The organism is Paenisporosarcina cavernae, assembly GCF_003595195.1.
GTDB lineage: Bacteria > Bacillota > Bacilli > Bacillales_A > Planococcaceae > Paenisporosarcina > Paenisporosarcina cavernae.
The window spans coordinates 1,957,952-1,977,500 of the sequence record NZ_CP032418.1 but is presented as its reverse complement, the minus strand read 5'-3'; the positions used below and the strand labels follow the sequence as shown (position 1 = coordinate 1,977,500).

Annotated in this window: 15 protein-coding genes, 15 tRNA genes and 2 rRNA genes (1 of these 32 only partly in view); 27 read left to right on the top strand and 5 right to left on the bottom strand. The window is 42.8% G+C overall.

The window, feature by feature from the left end; genetic code table 11:
• The 18 genes from D3873_RS10230 to D3873_RS10145 all read left to right on the top strand — a co-directional run.
• Positions 1-2,558 (top strand): 23S ribosomal RNA (locus tag D3873_RS10230); it begins 376 nt to the left of the window's first position.
• Positions 2,559-2,712: 154 nt separating this feature from the next.
• Positions 2,713-2,828: ribosomal RNA gene (rrf, locus tag D3873_RS10225) — 5S ribosomal RNA — on the top strand.
• A 33-nt stretch (positions 2,829-2,861) separates the two neighbouring features.
• Positions 2,862-2,936 (top strand) — tRNA-Asn (locus D3873_RS10220).
• A gap of 9 nt (positions 2,937-2,945) precedes the next feature.
• Positions 2,946-3,037 (top strand) — tRNA-Ser (locus D3873_RS10215).
• A 19-nt stretch (positions 3,038-3,056) separates the two neighbouring features.
• Positions 3,057-3,131 (top strand) — tRNA-Glu (locus D3873_RS10210).
• A gap of 18 nt (positions 3,132-3,149) precedes the next feature.
• Positions 3,150-3,225: transfer RNA gene (locus tag D3873_RS10205), tRNA-Val, on the top strand.
• Positions 3,226-3,253: 28 nt separating this feature from the next.
• Positions 3,254-3,330, top strand: a tRNA-Met gene (locus D3873_RS10200).
• 1 nt (position 3,331) lies between these two features.
• Positions 3,332-3,407, top strand: a tRNA-Asp gene (locus D3873_RS10195).
• A gap of 22 nt (positions 3,408-3,429) precedes the next feature.
• Positions 3,430-3,505: transfer RNA gene (locus D3873_RS10190), tRNA-Phe, on the top strand.
• A 2-nt stretch (positions 3,506-3,507) separates the two neighbouring features.
• A tRNA-Thr gene (locus D3873_RS10185) sits at positions 3,508-3,583 on the top strand.
• A 7-nt stretch (positions 3,584-3,590) separates the two neighbouring features.
• Positions 3,591-3,674, top strand: a tRNA-Tyr gene (locus D3873_RS10180).
• A 6-nt stretch (positions 3,675-3,680) separates the two neighbouring features.
• Positions 3,681-3,754, top strand: a tRNA-Trp gene (locus D3873_RS10175).
• Between the two features lie 61 nt (positions 3,755-3,815).
• A tRNA-His gene (locus tag D3873_RS10170) sits at positions 3,816-3,891 on the top strand.
• Positions 3,892-3,913: 22 nt separating this feature from the next.
• A tRNA-Gln gene (locus tag D3873_RS10165) sits at positions 3,914-3,988 on the top strand.
• 8 nt (positions 3,989-3,996) lie between these two features.
• Positions 3,997-4,071, top strand: a tRNA-Gly gene (locus tag D3873_RS10160).
• Positions 4,072-4,078: 7 nt separating this feature from the next.
• A tRNA-Cys gene (locus tag D3873_RS10155) sits at positions 4,079-4,152 on the top strand.
• Between the two features lie 28 nt (positions 4,153-4,180).
• Positions 4,181-4,261 (top strand) — tRNA-Leu (locus tag D3873_RS10150).
• 669 nt (positions 4,262-4,930) lie between these two features.
• The gene (locus tag D3873_RS10145; protein ID WP_119883930.1) at positions 4,931-5,707 is read left to right on the top strand and encodes a hypothetical protein; all 777 of its coding nucleotides are present in this window, start codon (positions 4,931-4,933) and stop codon (positions 5,705-5,707) included.
• A 312-nt stretch (positions 5,708-6,019) separates the two neighbouring features.
• Here the strand turns inward: D3873_RS10145 and D3873_RS10140 are convergent, their stop codons facing one another.
• Positions 6,020-6,685, bottom strand: a complete 666-nt coding sequence (locus D3873_RS10140) for a B3/B4 domain-containing protein (RefSeq protein WP_119883929.1) — start codon at positions 6,683-6,685, stop codon at positions 6,020-6,022.
• A 49-nt stretch (positions 6,686-6,734) separates the two neighbouring features.
• On the opposite strand from D3873_RS10140, the gene queG reads away from it, so the two are divergent.
• The 3 genes from queG (at position 6,735) to D3873_RS10125 (ending at position 8,844) form a co-directional block, all read left to right on the top strand.
• Positions 6,735-7,871, top strand: coding sequence for a tRNA epoxyqueuosine(34) reductase QueG (gene queG, locus D3873_RS10135; protein WP_119883928.1), 1,137 nt, complete (start codon positions 6,735-6,737; stop codon positions 7,869-7,871).
• A gap of 12 nt (positions 7,872-7,883) precedes the next feature.
• On the top strand, positions 7,884-8,357 hold the full coding sequence (trmL, locus tag D3873_RS10130) for a tRNA (uridine(34)/cytosine(34)/5-carboxymethylaminomethyluridine(34)-2'-O)-methyltransferase TrmL (RefSeq protein ID WP_119883927.1): 474 nt from the start codon (positions 7,884-7,886) through the stop codon (positions 8,355-8,357).
• A 304-nt stretch (positions 8,358-8,661) separates the two neighbouring features.
• Positions 8,662-8,844: a hypothetical protein gene (locus D3873_RS10125; protein WP_119883926.1), complete on the top strand. Its 183-nt coding sequence runs from the start codon at positions 8,662-8,664 to the stop codon at positions 8,842-8,844.
• A gap of 23 nt (positions 8,845-8,867) precedes the next feature.
• On the opposite strand, the gene D3873_RS10120 is transcribed toward D3873_RS10125, so the two are convergent.
• Positions 8,868-10,169, bottom strand: a complete 1,302-nt coding sequence (locus D3873_RS10120; protein ID WP_119883925.1) for an NCS2 family permease — start codon at positions 10,167-10,169, stop codon at positions 8,868-8,870.
• A gap of 156 nt (positions 10,170-10,325) precedes the next feature.
• Between D3873_RS10120 and D3873_RS10115 the strand changes: the two genes are divergently transcribed.
• Positions 10,326-11,156, top strand: a complete 831-nt coding sequence (locus D3873_RS10115; RefSeq protein ID WP_119883924.1) for an aldo/keto reductase — start codon at positions 10,326-10,328, stop codon at positions 11,154-11,156.
• Between the two features lie 322 nt (positions 11,157-11,478).
• Here D3873_RS10115 and D3873_RS10110 read toward each other — a convergent pair whose 3' ends face one another.
• From D3873_RS10110 to D3873_RS10100, 3 genes are all read right to left on the bottom strand, one after another.
• The gene (locus D3873_RS10110; RefSeq protein WP_338014653.1) at positions 11,479-12,339 is read right to left on the bottom strand and encodes an RluA family pseudouridine synthase; all 861 of its coding nucleotides are present in this window, start codon (positions 12,337-12,339) and stop codon (positions 11,479-11,481) included.
• 176 nt (positions 12,340-12,515) lie between these two features.
• The gene (locus D3873_RS10105; RefSeq protein WP_119883922.1) at positions 12,516-12,986 is read right to left on the bottom strand and encodes a thioredoxin family protein; all 471 of its coding nucleotides are present in this window, start codon (positions 12,984-12,986) and stop codon (positions 12,516-12,518) included.
• Complete coding sequence (locus tag D3873_RS10100; protein WP_119883921.1) at positions 12,983-13,414, bottom strand: disulfide oxidoreductase; 432 nt, start codon at positions 13,412-13,414, stop codon at positions 12,983-12,985. The genes D3873_RS10105 and D3873_RS10100 overlap by 4 nt, the downstream gene beginning before the upstream one ends.
• A 133-nt stretch (positions 13,415-13,547) precedes the next feature.
• On the opposite strand from D3873_RS10100, the gene D3873_RS10095 reads away from it, so the two are divergent.
• The 5 genes from D3873_RS10095 to D3873_RS10075 all read left to right on the top strand — a co-directional run bounded on the left by D3873_RS10095 (position 13,548) and on the right by D3873_RS10075 (position 19,503).
• Positions 13,548-15,092, top strand: coding sequence for a carbon-nitrogen hydrolase family protein (locus tag D3873_RS10095; protein ID WP_119883920.1), 1,545 nt, complete (start codon positions 13,548-13,550; stop codon positions 15,090-15,092).
• Between the two features lie 15 nt (positions 15,093-15,107).
• On the top strand, positions 15,108-16,832 hold the full coding sequence (locus D3873_RS10090) for a phospho-sugar mutase (protein WP_119883919.1): 1,725 nt from the start codon (positions 15,108-15,110) through the stop codon (positions 16,830-16,832).
• A gap of 312 nt (positions 16,833-17,144) precedes the next feature.
• Positions 17,145-18,257 (top strand): GAF domain-containing sensor histidine kinase, encoded by a 1,113-nt coding sequence (locus D3873_RS10085; RefSeq protein WP_119883918.1) that lies wholly within the window; start codon positions 17,145-17,147, stop codon positions 18,255-18,257.
• Positions 18,258-18,268: 11 nt separating this feature from the next.
• Positions 18,269-18,922 (top strand): response regulator, encoded by a 654-nt coding sequence (locus tag D3873_RS10080; RefSeq protein ID WP_119883917.1) that lies wholly within the window; start codon positions 18,269-18,271, stop codon positions 18,920-18,922.
• A gap of 41 nt (positions 18,923-18,963) precedes the next feature.
• Positions 18,964-19,503, top strand: a complete 540-nt coding sequence (locus tag D3873_RS10075) for an NADPH-dependent FMN reductase (RefSeq protein WP_119883916.1) — start codon at positions 18,964-18,966, stop codon at positions 19,501-19,503.
• Positions 19,504-19,549 lie beyond the last annotated feature (46 nt).

Genomic DNA, 19,549 nt, shown 5'->3' with positions numbered 1-19,549 from the left:
GCCCTGTAGTCGAAAGTTCGTTCTCTCCTGAGTGGATCCTGAGTACGGCGGAACACGTGAAATTCCGTCGGAATCCGGGAGGACCATCTCCCAAGGCTAAATACTCCCTAGTGACCGATAGTGAACCAGTACCGTGAGGGAAAGGTGAAAAGCACCCCGGAAGGGGAGTGAAAAAGATCCTGAAACCGTGTGCCTACAAGTAGTTAGAGCCCGTTAATGGGTGATAGCGTGCCTTTTGTAGAATGAACCGGCGAGTTACGATTGCGTGCAAGGTTAAGCTGAGAAGGCGGAGCCGTAGCGAAAGCGAGTCTGAATAGGGCGAATGAGTACGTAGTTGTAGACCCGAAACCAGGTGATCTACCCATGTCCAGGGTGAAGGTAAGGTAACACTTACTGGAGGCCCGAACCCACGCATGTTGAAAAATGCGGGGATGAGGTGTGGGTAGCGGAGAAATTCCAATCGAACCTGGAGATAGCTGGTTCTCTCCAAAATAGCTTTAGGGCTAGCCTCAAACGTGAGAATCCTGGAGGTAGAGCACTGTTTGGACTAGGGGCCCATCCCGGGTTACCGAATTCAGACAAACTCCGAATGCCAGAGATTTATGTTTGGGAGTCAGACTGCGAGTGATAAGATCCGTAGTCAAGAGGGAAACAGCCCAGACCACCAGCTAAGGTCCCCAAGTAATTGTTAAGTGGAAAAGGATGTGGCGTTGCTTAGACAACCAGGATGTTGGCTTAGAAGCAGCCATCATTTAAAGAGTGCGTAATAGCTCACTGGTCGAGTGACGCTGCGCCGAAAATGTATCGGGGCTAAACAATTCACCGAAGCTGTGGATTGACACCGTAGGTGTCAGTGGTAGGAGAGCGTTCTAAGGGCGTTGAAGCTAGACCGGAAGGACTGGTGGAGCGCTTAGAAGTGAGAATGCCGGTATGAGTAGCGAAAGACGGGTGAGAATCCCGTCCACCGAATGACTAAGGTTTCCTGAGGAAGGCTCGTCCGCTCAGGGTTAGTCGGGACCTAAGTCGAGGCCGATAGGCGTAGACGATGGACAACAGGTTGATATTCCTGTACCACCTCCCCGCCGTTTGAGTAATGGGGGGACGCAGTAGGATAGGGTAAGCGTGCCGTTGGTTGTGCACGTTCAAGCAGTGAGATGTGGAATGAGGCAAATCCCGTTCCTATAACATTGAGCTGTGATGACAAGTACCACTTGGTCTGGAGTTCCTGATTTCACACTGCCAAGAAAAGCCTCTAACGAGGCGGGAGGTGCCCGTACCGCAAACCGACACAGGTAGTCGAGGAGAGAATCCTAAGGTGATCGAGAGAACTCTCGTTAAGGAACTCGGCAAAATGACCCCGTAACTTCGGGAGAAGGGGTGCTCTATTAGGGTGTTAAAGCCCGAGAGAGCCGCAGTGAATAGGCCCAGGCGACTGTTTAGCAAAAACACAGGTCTCTGCAAAACCGTAAGGTGACGTATAGGGGCTGACGCCTGCCCGGTGCTGGAAGGTTAAGAGGAGTGCTTAGCGCAAGCGAAGGTGCGAATTGAAGCCCCAGTAAACGGCGGCCGTAACTATAACGGTCCTAAGGTAGCGAAATTCCTTGTCGGGTAAGTTCCGACCCGCACGAAAGGCGTAACGATCTGGGCACTGTCTCAACGAGAGACTCGGTGAAATTATAGTACCTGTGAAGATGCAGGTTACCCGCGACAGGACGGAAAGACCCCGTGGAGCTTTACTGTAGCCTGATATGGAATTTTGGTACAACTTGTACAGGATAGGTAGGAGCCTAAGAGCCCGGAGCGCCAGCTTCGGAGGAGGCGTCGGTGGGATACTACCCTGGTTGTATTGAACTTCTAACCCATACCCGTAAGCCGGGTAGGAGACAGTGTCAGGCGGGCAGTTTGACTGGGGCGGTCGCCTCCTAAAGTGTAACGGAGGCGCCCAAAGGTTCCCTCAGAATGGTTGGAAATCATTCGTAGAGTGTAAAGGCAGAAGGGAGCTTGACTGCGAGACCTACAAGTCGAGCAGGGTCGAAAGACGGGCTTAGTGATCCGGTGGTTCCGCATGGAAGGGCCATCGCTCAACGGATAAAAGCTACCCCGGGGATAACAGGCTTATCTCCCCCAAGAGTCCACATCGACGGGGAGGTTTGGCACCTCGATGTCGGCTCATCGCATCCTGGGGCTGTAGTCGGTCCCAAGGGTTGGGCTGTTCGCCCATTAAAGCGGTACGCGAGCTGGGTTCAGAACGTCGTGAGACAGTTCGGTCCCTATCCGTCGTGGGCGTAGGAAATTTGAGAGGAGCTGTCCTTAGTACGAGAGGACCGGGATGGACACACCGCTGGTGTACCAGTTGTTCTGCCAAGAGCATCGCTGGGTAGCTATGTGTGGACGGGATAAGTGCTGAAAGCATCTAAGCATGAAGCCCCCCTCAAGATGAGATTTCCCATTACGCAAGTAAGTAAGATCCCTCAAAGACGATGAGGTAGATAGGTTCGAGGTGGAAGCGTGGCGACACGTGCAGCTGACGAATACTAATCGATCGAGGACTTAACCAAAACATGTGGAACGTCGCAAGACGTTTCCACCGAACGTGTTCTTTCAATGACATTTATCCAGTTTTGAGCGAATAAAATCTAAAATAATTAGAAAAAACGCTTGAAAAAAAGGTCAGTGTTGATATAATAAACCTTGTCCTTAAAAACTTCATAGTCCAGTGATTATGGCAAAGAGGTCACACCCGTTCCCATACCGAACACGGAAGTTAAGCTCTTTAGCGCCGATGGTAGTTGGGGGTTTCCCCCTGTGAGAGTAGGACGTCGCTGGGCTGTAAATGTTTTAAATTGAGCTAGAGATTTTATTCCGAAGTAGCTCAGTGGTAGAGCAACCGGCTGTTAACCGGTTGGTCGCAGGTTCGAATCCTGCCTTCGGAGCCATTTATTTTTGGAGAGCTGTCCGAGTGGCCGAAGGAGCACGATTGGAAATCGTGTAGGCGGGTAACCCTGTCTCAAGGGTTCAAATCCCTTGCTCTCCGCCAGATTACTTTTACTACATATGGCCCCTTGGTCAAGCGGTTAAGACACCGCCCTTTCACGGCGGTAACACGGGTTCGAATCCCGTAGGGGTCACCATTACATCTTGAACATCTCGGAGGATTAGCTCAGCTGGGAGAGCACCTGCCTTACAAGCAGGGGGTCGGCGGTTCGATCCCGTCATCCTCCACCATTTTTATTAAGTAATTTCATACTATTGTCGCGGGGTGGAGCAGTTCGGTAGCTCGTCGGGCTCATAACCCGAAGGTCGCAGGTTCAAATCCTGCCCCCGCAACCAAGGTCCCGTGGTGTAGCGGTTAACATGCCTGCCTGTCACGCAGGAGATCGCGGGTTCGATTCCCGTCGGGACCGCCATTTTTTAGCATCAACATAGTAAGGCTCAGTAGCTCAGTTGGTAGAGCAAAGGACTGAAAATCCTTGTGTCGGCGGTTCGATTCCGTCCTGAGCCACCATCGCCGGAGTAGCTCAACTGGTAGAGCAACTGACTTGTAATCAGTAGGTTGAGGGTTCAAGTCCTTTCTCCGGCACCATATCCCTGGAGGGGTAGCGAAGTGGCTAAACGCGGCGGACTGTAAATCCGCTCCTTAGGGTTCGGCGGTTCGAATCCGCCCCCCTCCACCAGTTTTTAGGGGCATAGTTTAAAGGTAGAACTACGGTCTCCAAAACCGTCAGTGTGGGTTCGATTCCTACTGCCCCTGCCAATAAACTTCACTTTTGAAGTGACGGTTTCAGAAAAACTGGATATAATAGAATAACATTGTGGCGGTCGTGGCGAAGTGGTTAACGCATCGGATTGTGGTTCCGACATTCGGGGGTTCGATTCCCCTCGGTCGCCCCATTTTTTTATCTTTTTTTTATGTTGGGGTATAGCCAAGCGGTAAGGCAACGGATTTTGATTCCGTCATGCCCTGGTTCGAATCCAGGTACCCCAGCCATTTTTTATGCGGAAGTAGTTCAGTGGTAGAACACCACCTTGCCAAGGTGGGGGTCGCGAGTTCGAACCTCGTCTTCCGCTCCATTATATTGGCGGCATAGCCAAGTGGTAAGGCACGGGTCTGCAACACCCTTATCACCGGTTCAAATCCGGTTGCCGCCTCCATATCTTTTTTTTTACTCATTCTTATTATGCCGGTGTGGCGGAATTGGCAGACGCGCACGACTCAAAATCGTGTTCCTTTGGAGTGTCGGTTCGACCCCGACCACCGGTATCCTAATTTTACATCATGCTCTTCACTAACTAGTGGAGAGTTTTTTTATTTTTATTATCGTTTTTTTGTGTAGGATCTATTTAATTCTATTTTACCTAACTACTAATTTTTTTTGAATAAAATCAAAAACACGAGTTATTTAACCATCTCCCCTTTCCATTTTTAAATACATTGAACTATCAATGATGAAAGGAGGTTAAAATATGTCGAATGAATCACAATAAAGTAATTGTGGTTGTGGGAATTCTGTTGGTGTTCAACAAGTAGATCCGTTTGCTTGTACGCAAAATGTTACGGCGGAAGTTTGCGCGCAGGCTACAGTAACGCTTGAACCTGTAGTGACACCGGGTACACCTATCGTATCTTGTATCAATGGTCCAATTATTGGGGAATGTTCAGCTATCCCTGGATCACTCCGCTACCTAACACTGGCGTGTGTACGTTTGCTGTTTCTCAAATTATTTGTGTGACGATTCCTTTAGATTTCTCAGTCAATGTTAATGCTACTCCTTCAGGAGGAGCATGCGGTCCTGTAGTTCCCGGAGAAGATTGTCCTCCACTTCCCACTGTCTAATACAGATAATCAACAGAAATCAGTTCTTCGATTAATTTATCGTGGAATTGCTGTTTGTATCTGCAGTTTTATGGATGGAAACGGAGGTGAAAAGTATGCCTTGCGAGGCTTGTACGAATTTTTTTTCGGGGGATTTTCTTTGTGTCAATGTTCCAAATGGTGGGACACTTCAGTATGGTGTTCAGTTTCAAAGTATTTCACCAGGTCCAGAGCTAGGTCAAACTAGTGTATTTTATAAAGTATGTAATTGTAACGTAGTCCCACAAACTGGTATCAGCTACGTGGTGTTTGAGTTATGTACAGGTGGAATTACTCCGATTCGGGTAGTAGTTGCCGGGGAAGAAGGAACTATTACGAATGGGGAAGCCATATTTGGGGTACCAAATTTCAAAGTAGAATATTTTGGAGATGTTGATGCAGCAGAGTGTGTGACATTTCAGTTAATCTATGATGAAGTGTTTGGTATAGAATCGTTACAACCTGGCCTTTTTGGTGTAAAAATCGGAGGTGGTCCTACTTCATCCGATACAACCGGCTCTATAGATGGTTTGCTAGTGCCCTGTGTTGTTCCTGTTAATTGTTTAAAACAAGTAACAGCGGAGGTATGTCCTCAAGCGACTGTATCGCTTGAACCAATCGTATCTTCTAGAACTCCATTAGTGTCATGTTTAGATGGACCTATCATAGGTGAATGTACGGCTGTTCCTGGTTTTACTCCACTTCCAAATACTGGGGTATGTACATTTACGGTTTCTCAAGTTATATGTGTAACCGTGCCTTTAGATTTTTCAGTGAATGTAAATGCTACTTCATCAGGAGGAGCATGTGGACCAGTAGTTCCAGGACACGAATGTCCTCCAATTCCTACATGATAGATAAAGCGAGGGAAGAGAGACACTCTGTTTTGTGAAAATATCGTGTATCATAGGCCATTAAAGTGTCTACAAATCAAAAAAACGTCTATCACATTGGATAGGCGTTTTCTTCCAAATAAAGTACCGATGTCATTCAGCAAAATGGAATTCTAGAGATAGTGAAGATATTTCACTCAAAATGAGGCAGTAAGAAAAAATTATGTTTTTTCAAGGACACAGAATTTTAAGAAATATTTCTTTAAATAGACCCTGCCAGATAGCATTGTTATTTAATGAATTCTATAAAGGTGTGATAAATTAAAATTAACTTCATATAATTTGAGCTCCTGTGAACTCTCCACCATTCACTTGTGTAAACATGTTTCCAGCTGCTTGTTGCATGAGATTTGCTTCTTCAGGATCTGTGTCAATCGTCCAGTAGAAGAGCTGTACATAGTCTCCAACGCCTTCTGTAACACTTGTTCGCTTGGAATCAATAAAAGGACTGCCAAATGCTCCAAGATTGTCCGAAGCGACAATCATCTTAAGTAGTGTGTTCTCCCGTCCATTCACGTCTACGAAGGATGTTTCTTCATTCCCAATAGTGAGAATGATGTTGCCTTCAATTGCTTTTGCAGTATATAATCCTATCGGTACTTTATATTGGAGTGAAAAAAAGTTATTCAGATCAACTCCACTATTAATAGAAGAAAGATAGGTTCCTTTTGCGATTCGGCGAAGCATCGCTTCATACGAATTTCGGTACCTGCTAGGATCAGCTCCAAATCGTTTCCATTGTTTACGTAATTGTTGAATCTCTGGGAGTTCCGCTAGAGTTGTATCTTGTAAATCAAAAAAGAGACTTTCTTGAAAAAGTTGAAGTCTGCCTTTCAACATCTGCGGGGATTCCGAGATGGTGGTAGACTGATAATAGTTCACTCCGATAAAATAGTCAGGTATATGTTGTATTATGGTTGGATGAATGGATATGTCCATTTTTCTCGCCCCCTTATAAAAACAGTGTAGCACAGGAAGGAGGAGACAAATGACTATAGAGACTTTCCAAGAAGAGGTTCGTGCATATGCGAAGTTTATTGGAATTGATAAAATAGGATTTGCTTCCGCTGCTCCTTTTGTGGAATTGAAAGCACGTTTAATTCGCCAGCAAGAATTGTCGTATCAATCTGGATTTGAAGAGCCTGATTTGGAAAAAAGAACGACTCCAAAGCTACTTCAACCGGATGCTCAATCGATTATTTCGATCGCACTTGCGTATCCTTCACGCATGAAAGATGCTCCGCAAGGAAAAAAAGGTGCTAGAAGAGGCATTTTTGCCCGTGCTTCTTGGGGAGATGATTATCACCATGTGCTACGGGAAAAACTCGCTATGTTAGAGATGTTTATCGTCGAGCATTATCCGGGCGCAGTGCTCACTTCCATGGTCGACACAGGAGAATTATCCGATCGGGCGGTAGCGGAGCGGGCTGGAATTGGGTGGAGCGCGAAGAACACGTCCATTATAACGCCAGAATTCGGCTCTTACGTCTATTTAGGTGAAATGATTACGAATATTTCATTTCGACCAGATACGCCAATTGAAGATCAATGTGGCGATTGCACATTATGTTTGGATGTTTGTCCTACGGGGGCAATAGTTGAAGGTGGTCAATTGAATGCCCAGCGATGTATCGCTTTTTTAACACAGACAAAATCTTATTTGCCTGACGAATTTCGCGTGAAAATAGGTAACCGAATTTATGGCTGTGATACTTGCCAAACAGTATGCCCGAAAAATAAAGGTGTCGATTTTCATCTTCATCCTGAGTTTGAACCTGATCCTGAAAAGGTAAAGCCACTTTTACAACCATTATTGAAAATAAACAATCGTGCATTTAAAGAGCAATTTGGTCAGATGTCAGGTTCGTGGAGAGGGAAAAAACCGATTCAACGAAATGCGATTTTAGCTATTGCGCACTTTAAAGAAATAGAAGCAGTGGATGATTTAATCGAAATCATGCAGAATGATCCACGAGAAGTAATTCGAGGAACTGCGGCTTGGGCGATTGGTAAAATCGGAACAGACGCTGGACGTGTAGCATTAGAAGAAGCAATGAAGAAAGAACAAGACCCGACAGTGATAGAAGAAATACGAAAAGGTTTAGGTGTTCAACTAATGAAATAAGGAAGTGTCGAAATGGCAATACATGTTGTACTTTATCAACCACTGATTCCAGCTAATACAGGAAACATAGCAAGAACGTGTGCTGGTACTGGAGCAAAATTACATTTGATTAAACCACTAGGGTTTTCGACGGATGATAAAATGTTAAAACGTGCTGGACTTGATTATTGGGAGCACGTAGACATTCATTACCATGAAAACTTGCAAGCGTTTTATGATGCGTATCCAGATGGGAAGTTTTATTATGTAACGAAGTTTGGGGCGAAGATTCACTCGACTTATACCTTTGACCATGCGGAAGAAGATTACTTTTTTGTATTCGGACAAGAAACGAAAGGGTTACCGCCGGAAGTTTTAGAGGCGAATCCAGAAACACTCATCCGCATTCCCATGAATGAAAATATACGCTCCTTAAATTTATCGAATGCCGCCAATATCCTAATTTATGAGGCGCTTCGTCAACAAAACTATCCGAATTTGACATGAAAAAAAGGGCTTATCCAAAATGGATGGCCCTTTTGTATTATTTCTTTTGAGCTGTACCTGGTTTGTCATCGTATCCTGCTGTAAAAATTGCAGAAAGGAACGCGACGCAAACACCTAAAATAAGAAGTAGTCTCACGATAATTGCCTCCTTCATCGGAAATCAAGTTCACTATATAGGTAGTATACTTTATTTCTAAAAAAAAAGAAATGACTTCCTCTGGTGAAGTGTGACGATAAATCGACCAATTGTGACTTGCAATACAAAGAGGAATTTTCTATGATGTGAAAAAGGAGTGTGGACGCGATGGCGAAGCACGAACAAGAACCACGTAATGGCTCAATGGCAAGTTCGATGGAAGAGTTAAAACAACTTGGACGCCAAATGGAGAAAATGCGAGATGAGAAAGAATTGAAGAAAGATCATCGAGTGTCGGACCCAGCGCAATTAGATGATGCTGAAGAAGTTCAACAAAGAGAAAAAGACTGAAGTCCTCGGACTCCAGTCTTTTTTTAATGCGGTAAATAAATGAGTTGGAATAAGAACAGAACTGCGAATATATAAAGCAATGGATGAACGGATTTTGCTTGTCCTTTAAAAATTTTCAACAATGGGTAAAGGATAAATCCTAATTCAATTCCTGTGGCAATGCTCGATGTAAGAGGCATAGTTAAGATAATAATAAATGCAGGGAATGCTTCATCGAACTGATCCCAATCGATATGTTTTACTGCACTAATCATTAAAGAACCTACGATAATTAAAGCAGGAGCTGTAATAGCAGAAACACTTGATAGTGATGCAACAAATGGACCGAAAAATGCGGCTATAATAAATAGGATACTTACTGTCAGAGTCGTTAAGCCAGTACGTCCCCCAACAGCAACACCAGATGATGACTCAATGTATGCGGAAGTTGGACTTGTTCCGAACATAGATCCAATTGTTGTCGCAACGGAATCTGCGAGTAACGCTTGGCGAGCACGAGGCATTTTTTCGCCTTTCATTAAACCAGCTTGTTTTGCTACACCTACCATTGTGCCAGTAGTATCAAACAACGTAACCAGTAAGAAGGATACAACGATGCCGAACATCCCATACTGAATGACATCTGTGATAGCAACCACTGGATTCCATACAAGAATTCCTTCTGGAAGGTGCGGAAGCTTGAAAAAGCCGTCAAACGTTAATTGTTTCGTGAAAAATGCAACGATGCCGGTCGCAATCATGCCAAAGAAAATAGCGCCGTATACATTTAATACCATCAAAATTAACGTAATCACAAGTCCGAATAATGCAAGCATCACAGGGGCACTTGTTAAGTCCCCAAGCTTCACAAGATTCTGGGGATGAGCCTCCACTAAACCTGATAAACGTAACCCGATAAAAGCGATAAACAATCCAATACCGGCAGTAATGCCGTGTTTTAAATTACTCGGAATAATTTCAATTAATTTTTCACGAAGAGGTGTTAGCGATAAAATGATAAACAAGATACCAGCGATGAAAACTGCTGAGAAGGCTGTAATATAGTCAATCGTACCGTTAGATGAAATGACGACTGTATACGTGAAAAAAGCATTTAGACCCATACCAGGGGCAATAGCTATTGGATAATTTGCAAATAAGGCCATCCATAATGTACCGATTACAGTAGAGATAATAGTCGCCAAAAATACTTGATCGAACGGAACGCCTGCATCCGCTAAAATAATCGGATTGACAATGACGATATAGACCATTGTTAAAAAAGTAGTAAATCCAGCTAAAACTTCTGTTTTAACACTCGAGTTGAGTTCTTTTACGTGAAACACGTGAGAATTCCTCCTAAATACGAACAATTTTATTAACCTTAATCATAATATTCGTTTTTTGAATGAAATGCAAGTGTTTCTTCAAACAGATTAATGTGCATGGAAGAGAATAATTTGTACAATAGTAAAGACACTTACATAAGAGGAGGAAGTTGTATGACATTACAGTTGAACTCAACAAAGACACTCGCAAACGGTGTAGAAATGCCGCGCCTAGGTTTAGGTGTTTATAAAATGACCGATCGAGAAGAATCGATTCAAGCAATGACGACAGCGCTATCTCATGGATATCGAGCTATTGATACAGCAACCATTTATGAAAATGAAAAAGAAGTGGGAGAAGCTTTTCGAGCTTCTGGATTAAAACGGGAAGAAGTATTCATCACATCTAAGGTGTGGAATAGTGATCAAGGATATGATTCAACATTAAAAGCGTTTGAGAATTCATTAAAATTATTGGATTTGGACTATCTAGACCTTTATTTAACACACTGGCCAGTGAAAGAAAAATTCGTCGATACGTATAGAGCTATCGAGCGTCTTTACGACGAAAAATTAATCCGAGTTCCTGGTGTTTCCAATCATCATCAACATCACTTAGAAGAATTGTTTGCGAAAGCAAACGTCAAACCGATGGTTAATCAAATTGAACTTCACCCTCGCTTAACTCAATTTGATTTGCGTAACTACTGTGCTGATAATAATATTGCTGTAACTAGTTGGTCACCACTTGCTCGTGGAGGACTTCTAGAAGAACCATCACTTGTTCGTATCGGCGCAAAATACGGAAAATCACCAGCACAAATCATCATTCGTTGGCATTTACAACACGATTTAATCGTCATTCCTAAATCCGTTACACCAGAACGCATCAAAGAAAATGCCGATGTATATGACTTTGAATTGTCATTTGAAGACATGAAAAATATCGATGCATTAAACATGAACGAACGGACAGGATCAGATCCGGATAACATCACATTTTAAAACAACAACTAGAACCCATCGAACCACGTAAACGCGTCGTGATTCGATGGGTTTTGTTGATTCATCCGCATTCATGAAGTTTAGGTAGTTTCGAGAGGGTGTCTCAATGTTTGGCGGGAGTGTCTCAATGTTTGGCGAGAGTGTCCTAATGTTTTAGGAAAGTGTCTCAAAGTTTGGCGAGAGTGTCCTAATGTTTCGGGAAAGTGTCTCAAAGTTAGTCGAAAGAGTCCTAATGTTTCGGGAAAGTGTCCTAATGTCAGTCAAAAATGTCCTAATCTTAAAAAAAAGCGCCCTGATCCAGGACACTTTCCTTACATCAATATTATTTTTTGAATGCTTGTTCCATCGGGTATTCTACTTTGATTTCTTCTCCGTTAATCGGGTGAACGAATAGGATGCGGAACGCATGTAATTGATAGTTTTCAGATCGCGTAATCGCCCCGTACATTGTATCTCCAACAACGGGGTAGCCAATGGAGGCAAGATGCACTCGAATTTGATGAGTGCGCCCAGTTTCTAATACGACATTTAGTTTTGTGAAGTTCGGATGCTTGCCTACTACTTCAAAGTGCGTGACGGCTGGTTTACCAGATTTCGAAACAACTTGGCGTGTAGGGTGGTGACGGTCACGTCCAATGGCTGTTTTGATAGAGCCATGATTTTCTTTGACAACGCCTTCTACTATTGCTTCGTAAAAGCGCAGTATTTTTTTCTCTTCGAGCATTCTGTCGAGCAACGATTTCATCATGGAGTGCTTCGCGATGACGATTAGACCAGATGTTCCTTGATCGAGTCGGTGAATATGCTCGGCATACGTGGCACCTTTTTCTACCATATAAGCAGTAACGTCGTTCATGAGGGTACCTGTTTGGCCATCTTCATTCGGATGGGTAAGCATGCCCGCTGGTTTATTGACAATTAATAAATGGTCGTCTTCATATCGAACATCTAAATGGTATTTTTCCGATGGAACATACTCGGAGCTCTCAAATGGTAATTGAAACACGAGTTTTGTGCCCGCGGGATAATGATGCTGCCATACGAGGGGTTCTCCTTGTTCATTTAAAATTGCTTTGGCCATTCGAAGTTCATGCATGCGTTTTTTTCCAATGTCTAATCGATCACGAAGTAATTCTTCAATCGTAATATTGTCGTCTTGTAGAGTGTACGTAAATTTCGTCAACAGATTTCCTCCTTATGTAAAATCAATCGATAGTTTTGTAAAAAACCTACTGACGACAGCATCCCGAAAATAGTTGGCATAAATTCGAGGAGAAGTAACAGGAGTGCACCTCGTTCATATACGCATTTCCGGTGATAAGCGGCAGTAGGTATGTGAAATTGCTATGTTGATTTCTACTATTTTAAAATTGTTTCATTAAAAAATGCTTCTACTTCTTCATTTGGACGATTTCCAACTAGACGAGAAACTTCTTTACCGTCTTCGAAGTAGACAAGAGTTGGTGTCGCTTCAATAGAATAGTCAGTCCAACCTTGGTCAAATTCATAAACATTGTATTGGTTGATATCCACATTCATTTTTTCTGCAAGTGGCATCATCTTTGGCGTGAATGCTTGGCAGTGCGAACAAATTGGGCTGAAAAAGTATGCCATTGTCGGTTCGCCAGATTCGATTTTCTCTTTCAATGCATCTGGTAAAATGATCGCTTGATAATTTTCATCGTCTAATTGATCAATTGTTTCTTGTTTTAAATCATTTGTACCGTATGGATTACCGTCAAGCTTCGATTTGTTCGATGCATTATTTAATACGAAAATTAATGCGAAAAGGACGATGACTACACCACCGATAATAAGTAGTTTCTTCATTGCGAGATAACCTCCTTGGCTTGTTTCATCAAGACAATACTTAGCACAATGACGAGGACAAATCCTACAAGTGCTAAAAATGGAATCGTGATAAATCCTAACCAGTTAATATATTGAGAAGTACATGCCACTTGTCCACACGCAGGTGCACTGTCCGCAAGGAATGTGAACTTTTGTATTCCGTAATGATAGGCAGAAATACTTGCGCCGATAATCGAGAATACAAGAGACGTGACGTAAATCGTTGCGTTTTTTTGTAAATATGCGACTCCTAACAGAAGGACAAGTGGATACATGAGTATCCGTTGGTACCAACATAATTCACAAGGTACGTAGCCTTTCACTTCAGAGAAAAATAAGGAGCCAATCGTTGCGACAAGTGCGACTAGCCACATCGATAAAAGGGTATTTTCTTGTTTGGATGACATCTTCTTAACTCCAATCCTGCAAAAAGACTCTTATCGTATTATAATCCTTGCGCGAAGGACAAGTAAAATATTTTCCACAGTACCTCCACTCTTATATAATGAAATATGAAGCTTTTGTGAAGGAGAGAAATCCATGTCAGAGCAATTTGATTTATCGAAATTTGAAAAAAGTATGATTATCCGTCAAACGACGGTTGAAGATATTGAACCTTTACTTGAAATGCAGCGTGTTTGTTTCCCAGGAATGGAACCTTGGAAAGTCGATCAGCTACACTCTCATTTAACTATTTTTCCTGAAGGTCAACTCGTAGCAGAATTAGATGGAAATATTATTGGCTCGTGCTCGAGTTTAATCATCAACTTTGATGAGTATGATGATCGCCATTCGTGGTCCGATGTTACGGATGACGGCTACATTACGAACCACAACCCAGATGGTTATAACATGTATGGAATCGAAGTGATGGTACATCCTGAATTTCGCCGAATGAAAGTCGGGCAACGTCTATATGAGGCTCGGAAAGATATTGCACGTCAATTCAATTTAAAATCCATTATTATTGGTGGACGAATTCCAAACTATCATGTGCATGCGAATGAAATGACGCCACGAGAATATGTGGATGCTGTTTCCCGTCACAAAATTTATGATCCTGTGTTAACCTTCCAAATCATGAATGGGTTTACATTAATGCGTATTAATCCGAATTATTTGCCAGATGATACTGCTTCAGGCAAATTTGCTACATTGATGGAATGGAATAACGTAGACTATAAACCATCTTCGAAACGCCATTTTAAAACGAGCTATCCAGTACGAATTTGTGTCGTGCAATATATGATGCGTGCGATAGAATCTTTTGATGATTTAGCGAACCAGTGCGAGTACTTCGTAGACGTAGCTTCCGATGCACATTCTGATTTTGTTGTGTTCCCAGAAATTTTCACGACACAATTGATGTCGACGTTTGATGAACCATCTCCCTCTCAAGCAATACGTAAACTAACAGAGTTTACGCCGCAGTATATCGAGATGTTCACGGAGTTAGCTGTTCGTTATAACGTAAACATTATTGGCGGATCTCACTTTGTGAAGGAAGAAAACGATGAGATTTACAATATCGCTTATTTATTCCGCAGAGACGGTTCGATTGAAAAGCAATATAAAATCCACATTACTCCTAACGAGCGAAAATGGTGGGGAATTAGTGCCGGTGATTCTGTGCGTGTTTTCGATACGGATTGCGGAAAAATTGCGATTCAAATTTGTTACGATGTGGAGTTCCCAGAACTTGCACGTATTGCAACTGATATGGGAGCGAACATTTTGTTCACCCCATTTTGTACCGAAGATCGCCAAGGCTATTTACGCGTGAAATACTGCGCGCAAGCTCGTGCCGTTGAAAATCAGATTTATTCAGTGATTTCTGGAACAGTCGGTAATTTACCGCAAACAGAAAATATGGATATTCAATATGCACAATCTGGTATTTACGCTCCGTCCGACTTTGAATTTGCTCGAGATGGAATTGTTGGAGAAACGAATCCGAACTTAGAGATGGTATTAATTGGAGACGTTGATTTAGAAATTCTGCGTCGTCAACGTCAGGATGGAACGGTGAAACAGTTAAAAGATCGTCGTCACGACGTCTACCGAGTTGAATACAAAAAACAATAGATCGGAGGGGACGTTGTGTCATTTAAACAAGCATTTGACCGTTGGAGTAGCCATGATTCCCTGGAAGCAATATGGAAAGACGAGTTAACTGAAAAACAATCAGATTCGAAGTGGATGGAAGATGCATTCTACAAAGACTTGGAATTTGGAACAGGCGGAATGCGTGGCATTATAGGGGCGGGAACGAATCGTATGAACACCTACACCGTGCGAAAGGCTTCTCTAGGTCTTGCAAACTTTGTGAAAAGGGCTGGAAATGACGCGGGACAGCGCGGAATTGTTATCGCATATGACAGTAGAAGAATGTCTCTTTCATTTGCCAAAGAAGCAGCAGTGACGTTCGCAAAAAACGATATTCAAACGTATTTATATGAACAACCGAGAACAACTCCGCAACTATCTTTCTCTATTCGAGAATTGGATGCGTTTGCGGGTGTGGTGATCACAGCCAGTCATAACCCACCGATGTATAACGGGTACAAGGTATATGGACAAGACGGAGCACAGCTTAACTTGGAAAATGCGGAACAAGTGATTCGCTTCGTGTCAGAAGTAGGCGATGAACTTTTGGTGGAAGCAGGAGATTTTGAATCTCTTGAAGCGAGTGGCAAGGTAAAGTGGATTGGCAAAGAGATGGATGATCGGTATGCGCAACAGGTACTATCTATCCGATTGCAGCCAGAAGTGGCAACAACGACTAAATTGACTGTCGTCTTTTCCCCACTTCACGGGGCATCTGGCTCAACGGTGGAACGAATCCTTACCGATGCTAATTACACAAACGTTCATTTTGTGAAAGAACAGATGGAACCAAATGGTGAATTCCCGACACTTGCATCACCAAATCCAGAAGAAGAAAGTGCATTTGAAGCTGCTAAAGCTCTTGGCAATGAAGTATCCGCACAGCTTCTTGTAACGGCGGACCCAGATGGTGATCGCATGGGGATTGCTGTGAAAAATGGCCATGACTATACACTCTTAAACGGCAATCAAACAGGCGCTTTACTTCTAGAGTATTTTCTTTCCCAACGGAAAGAAGCGGGAGAGATGCCTGCTAATGGTCGAGTCTTTAAAACGATTGTGACATCTGATTTAGGTCGAGTGATTGCAGAGTATCATGGTGCATCGACTGAGGATGTTCTCACAGGATTTAAATTTATTGGCGAGAAGATTGAAACATATAATCAATCGAAGGAATTTACGTTTCTGTTTGGTTATGAAGAAAGCTACGGCTATCTTATCCGCGATTTTGCGCGAGACAAAGATGCTGTGCAAGCAGTTCTTGGTATTATTGAAGCAGCTGCTTATTACGATACGCAAGGGAAATCGTTGCTTGATGTATTAAATGGATTATACGAACGACATGGTTACTATTTAGAAACGCTCTTGTCTGAGACAAAACAAGGAGCAGATGGCGCGCGTGAAATTTCCCGTATGCTGCAACAATTGAGAAGAGACGTCTGGACGTCTATCGCAGGAATTCCTGTAAGTTATATGGAAGATTATCAAACACAAAAACGAATCTTTACAGATGGTCGCGCGGCGGAAGTTCTCACGCTACCAAAGTCCAATGTCATAAAATATTTTCTTCAAGACGGTTCCTGGATCTGTGTACGTCCAAGTGGAACAGAGCCGAAAGTGAAATACTATGTTGGCGTTTTCTCTGATACAGCTCAGGAATCGAAAGACAAAATGGAACGGTTATCTAGCGAAGTTCTTGCGAAAATGTCTGCCCTTTAAAGGAAACCTGTTACCAATAGAATGGATAGGAAAGAATCGCAAGAGATTTACTATAGATTGGATAAAAAGCTAGCCATAGGTGGTTTATTTTAAAAAAGTACTCCTTATTGAAGTGTTTTATTCCAAGAGAAATGCACGATCATTTTTGCAAGAGATGTTTCATTCCCACGAGTGTTAGCAATAGAGCCGGTAAGTGACTAGACGTCATTTGCCGGTTTTTTTCGGTCAAAAGGATGAGGTGTATTTCCTTCATGGGTCTGAACGCGGATGATACAATAAACGATAGGATAGAGATATGGCGGAGGGGACGTAATGGATGCGAAAGAATTTTCGAATGTAGAGTTACTAAAGGAAATTGCCGAATTATTGAATGAAGAGATGGAAATGGTGCCGATGTTGCAAGGTGCATTGCGACAATTTCTTTTAGGAACTCCGTTTCAAACGGGCTGGATTTTCTTTATTGATGAAAAGGGCCGACATGAACTCATTGCGCATGAAAATCTGCCTGCATCGCTTGCCGCGAACGACTGCCGCACATTACAAAAAGGTGGTTGCTGGTGTGTATCGAAATACCGCAATGGAGAATTGAAAAAAGCGACCAATATGATTGAATGCCAACGAATTGAACAGGCAATGGCTGCGAATACGTCCGTTGAAGGAATTACGCACCATGCCACAGTTCCACTCCAATCAGGAAAAGAACGATTTGGAATTTTAAATGTTGCTTCCCCGAATACGGTTGGATTTGAACCCGACGAGTTAGCGCTACTTGAATCTGTTGCGTTTCAAATGGGGTCTGCGATTAAACGGATAAAATTGACGACGCAAGCTCAAGAAATCGCGTTAGTCGAAGAGCGAAATCGATTAGCACGCGATTTGCACGATTCGGTGAATCAATTATTGTTTTCCGTCACACTTACCGCTCGTGGTGGAGCAGAAATGACACAACATGCAGAAGTAAAAGAAACTTTTACAGAAATTCAACATTTAACCCAAGAAGCATTGACGGAAATGCGAGCACTTATTTGGCAGCTACGTCCTAAAGGATTGGAAACTGGCTTAGTGGAAGGGATTAAAGGATATGCGGAAATGATCGGAATTCAGTTAACGACTCATGTAAGTGGAGTACTTCAATTGCCGTATAAAGTGGAAGAAAATGTGTTCCGTATTGTGCAGGAAGGCTTAAATAATATTCAAAAACATGCCGCAGTTGATGCCGCTGAGCTTTATTTAACAGCTACTTCCTCTAGTTTGCTCGTTGTATTACGTGATGAAGGTAGAGGGTTTATTGTCCCGAGCGAAAAAGTCTTTCCCTCGCTTGGACTACAAAGTATTCAAGATCGAGTGGATGTCTGCGGTGGATCCGTGGAGTGGGTAAGTGAATTAGGAAAAGGAACGGAGCTGTTCGTTCGGATTCCGTTTTAGGGGTGAGCGAAATGATACGAGTATTGATCGCAGATGACCATCATGTCGTACGAAGAGGATTGTTGTTTTTCTTAAAAACGCAAAAAGATATGGATGTTGTTGGAGAGGCGACAAACGGCAAGCAAGCAGTGGAACTGACAGAAGCATTGAATCCTGATATTGTATTAATGGATTTAATCATGCCGGAAATGGATGGAATTCAAGCCACGAAGCTGATAAAAAAAGCCCAACCACATATACAAGTCCTGATGTTAACAAGTTTCGCTGATCGAGATCACGTGATTCCAGCGATTGATGCTGGTGCTTCAGGCTATCAGTTAAAAGATATAGAACCAGACGAGTTAGTCGAATCCATTCGAAAATTAATGCGTGGAGAAAATACTCTACACCCACAAGCGACAAGCTTGTTGATGAAAGGCAGAGAACCCCGCGAAATTCCACCGCATGAAACATTCCCGTTAACGCCTCGTGAACAAGATGTTTTGTCAGAGTTAACAAAAGGGAAAAGTAATAGAGAGATCGCCTCTAGTTTGTTTGTGACGGAAAAAACAGTTAAAACACATATTTCCAATATTTTTACGAAATTACATGTCCAAGATCGAACACAAGCTGCGTTATATGCGGTAAAACATGGACTAACTGAACCGAGTTCATTGGAAAAGTGATGGATAGAAACAAGCTAGAAGATTAGTAGGAGGTAATAAGAATGAATATAGTTGTAATTAGTGGAGGTCCACGTAAAAATGGACGTACAGGAATCGTCGCGAGAATGATGGAAAGAACATACGGTTTTCACACACTTGATTTAAGTGTGATGGAAATGCCGTTATATAACGGAGAAGAATCGCAAGCAAAAGAACCTGTCATTCAATCGCTTCGAAAAGCGGTATTAGAGGCAGATGGCGTTATTTTACTTTCTCCTGAATACCATAGTGCAATGAGCGGAGCACTTAAGAATGCATTAGATTTCCTAGGAAGTACTCAATTCCTTCACAAACCAGTAGCGCTTCTAGCGGTAGCTGGTGGAGGAAAAGGTGGGATCAACTGCTTAAATAATATGCGAACGGTCATGCGTGGTGTTTATGCAAATGCGATTCCGAAGCAATTAGTATTAGATCCAGATCGATTCGATTATGATATCGATGGATTAACAAAAGAAGCGGCAGAGCAAGTGCATTTACTAGTAGAAGAGTTAAAAATGTACGCTCGAATTGGAAATGAGATTAAACAAGAACAATTATCCTAATGTAAATGCACGATCCTTTCTATAGAAGGATCGTGCATTTTTTGAT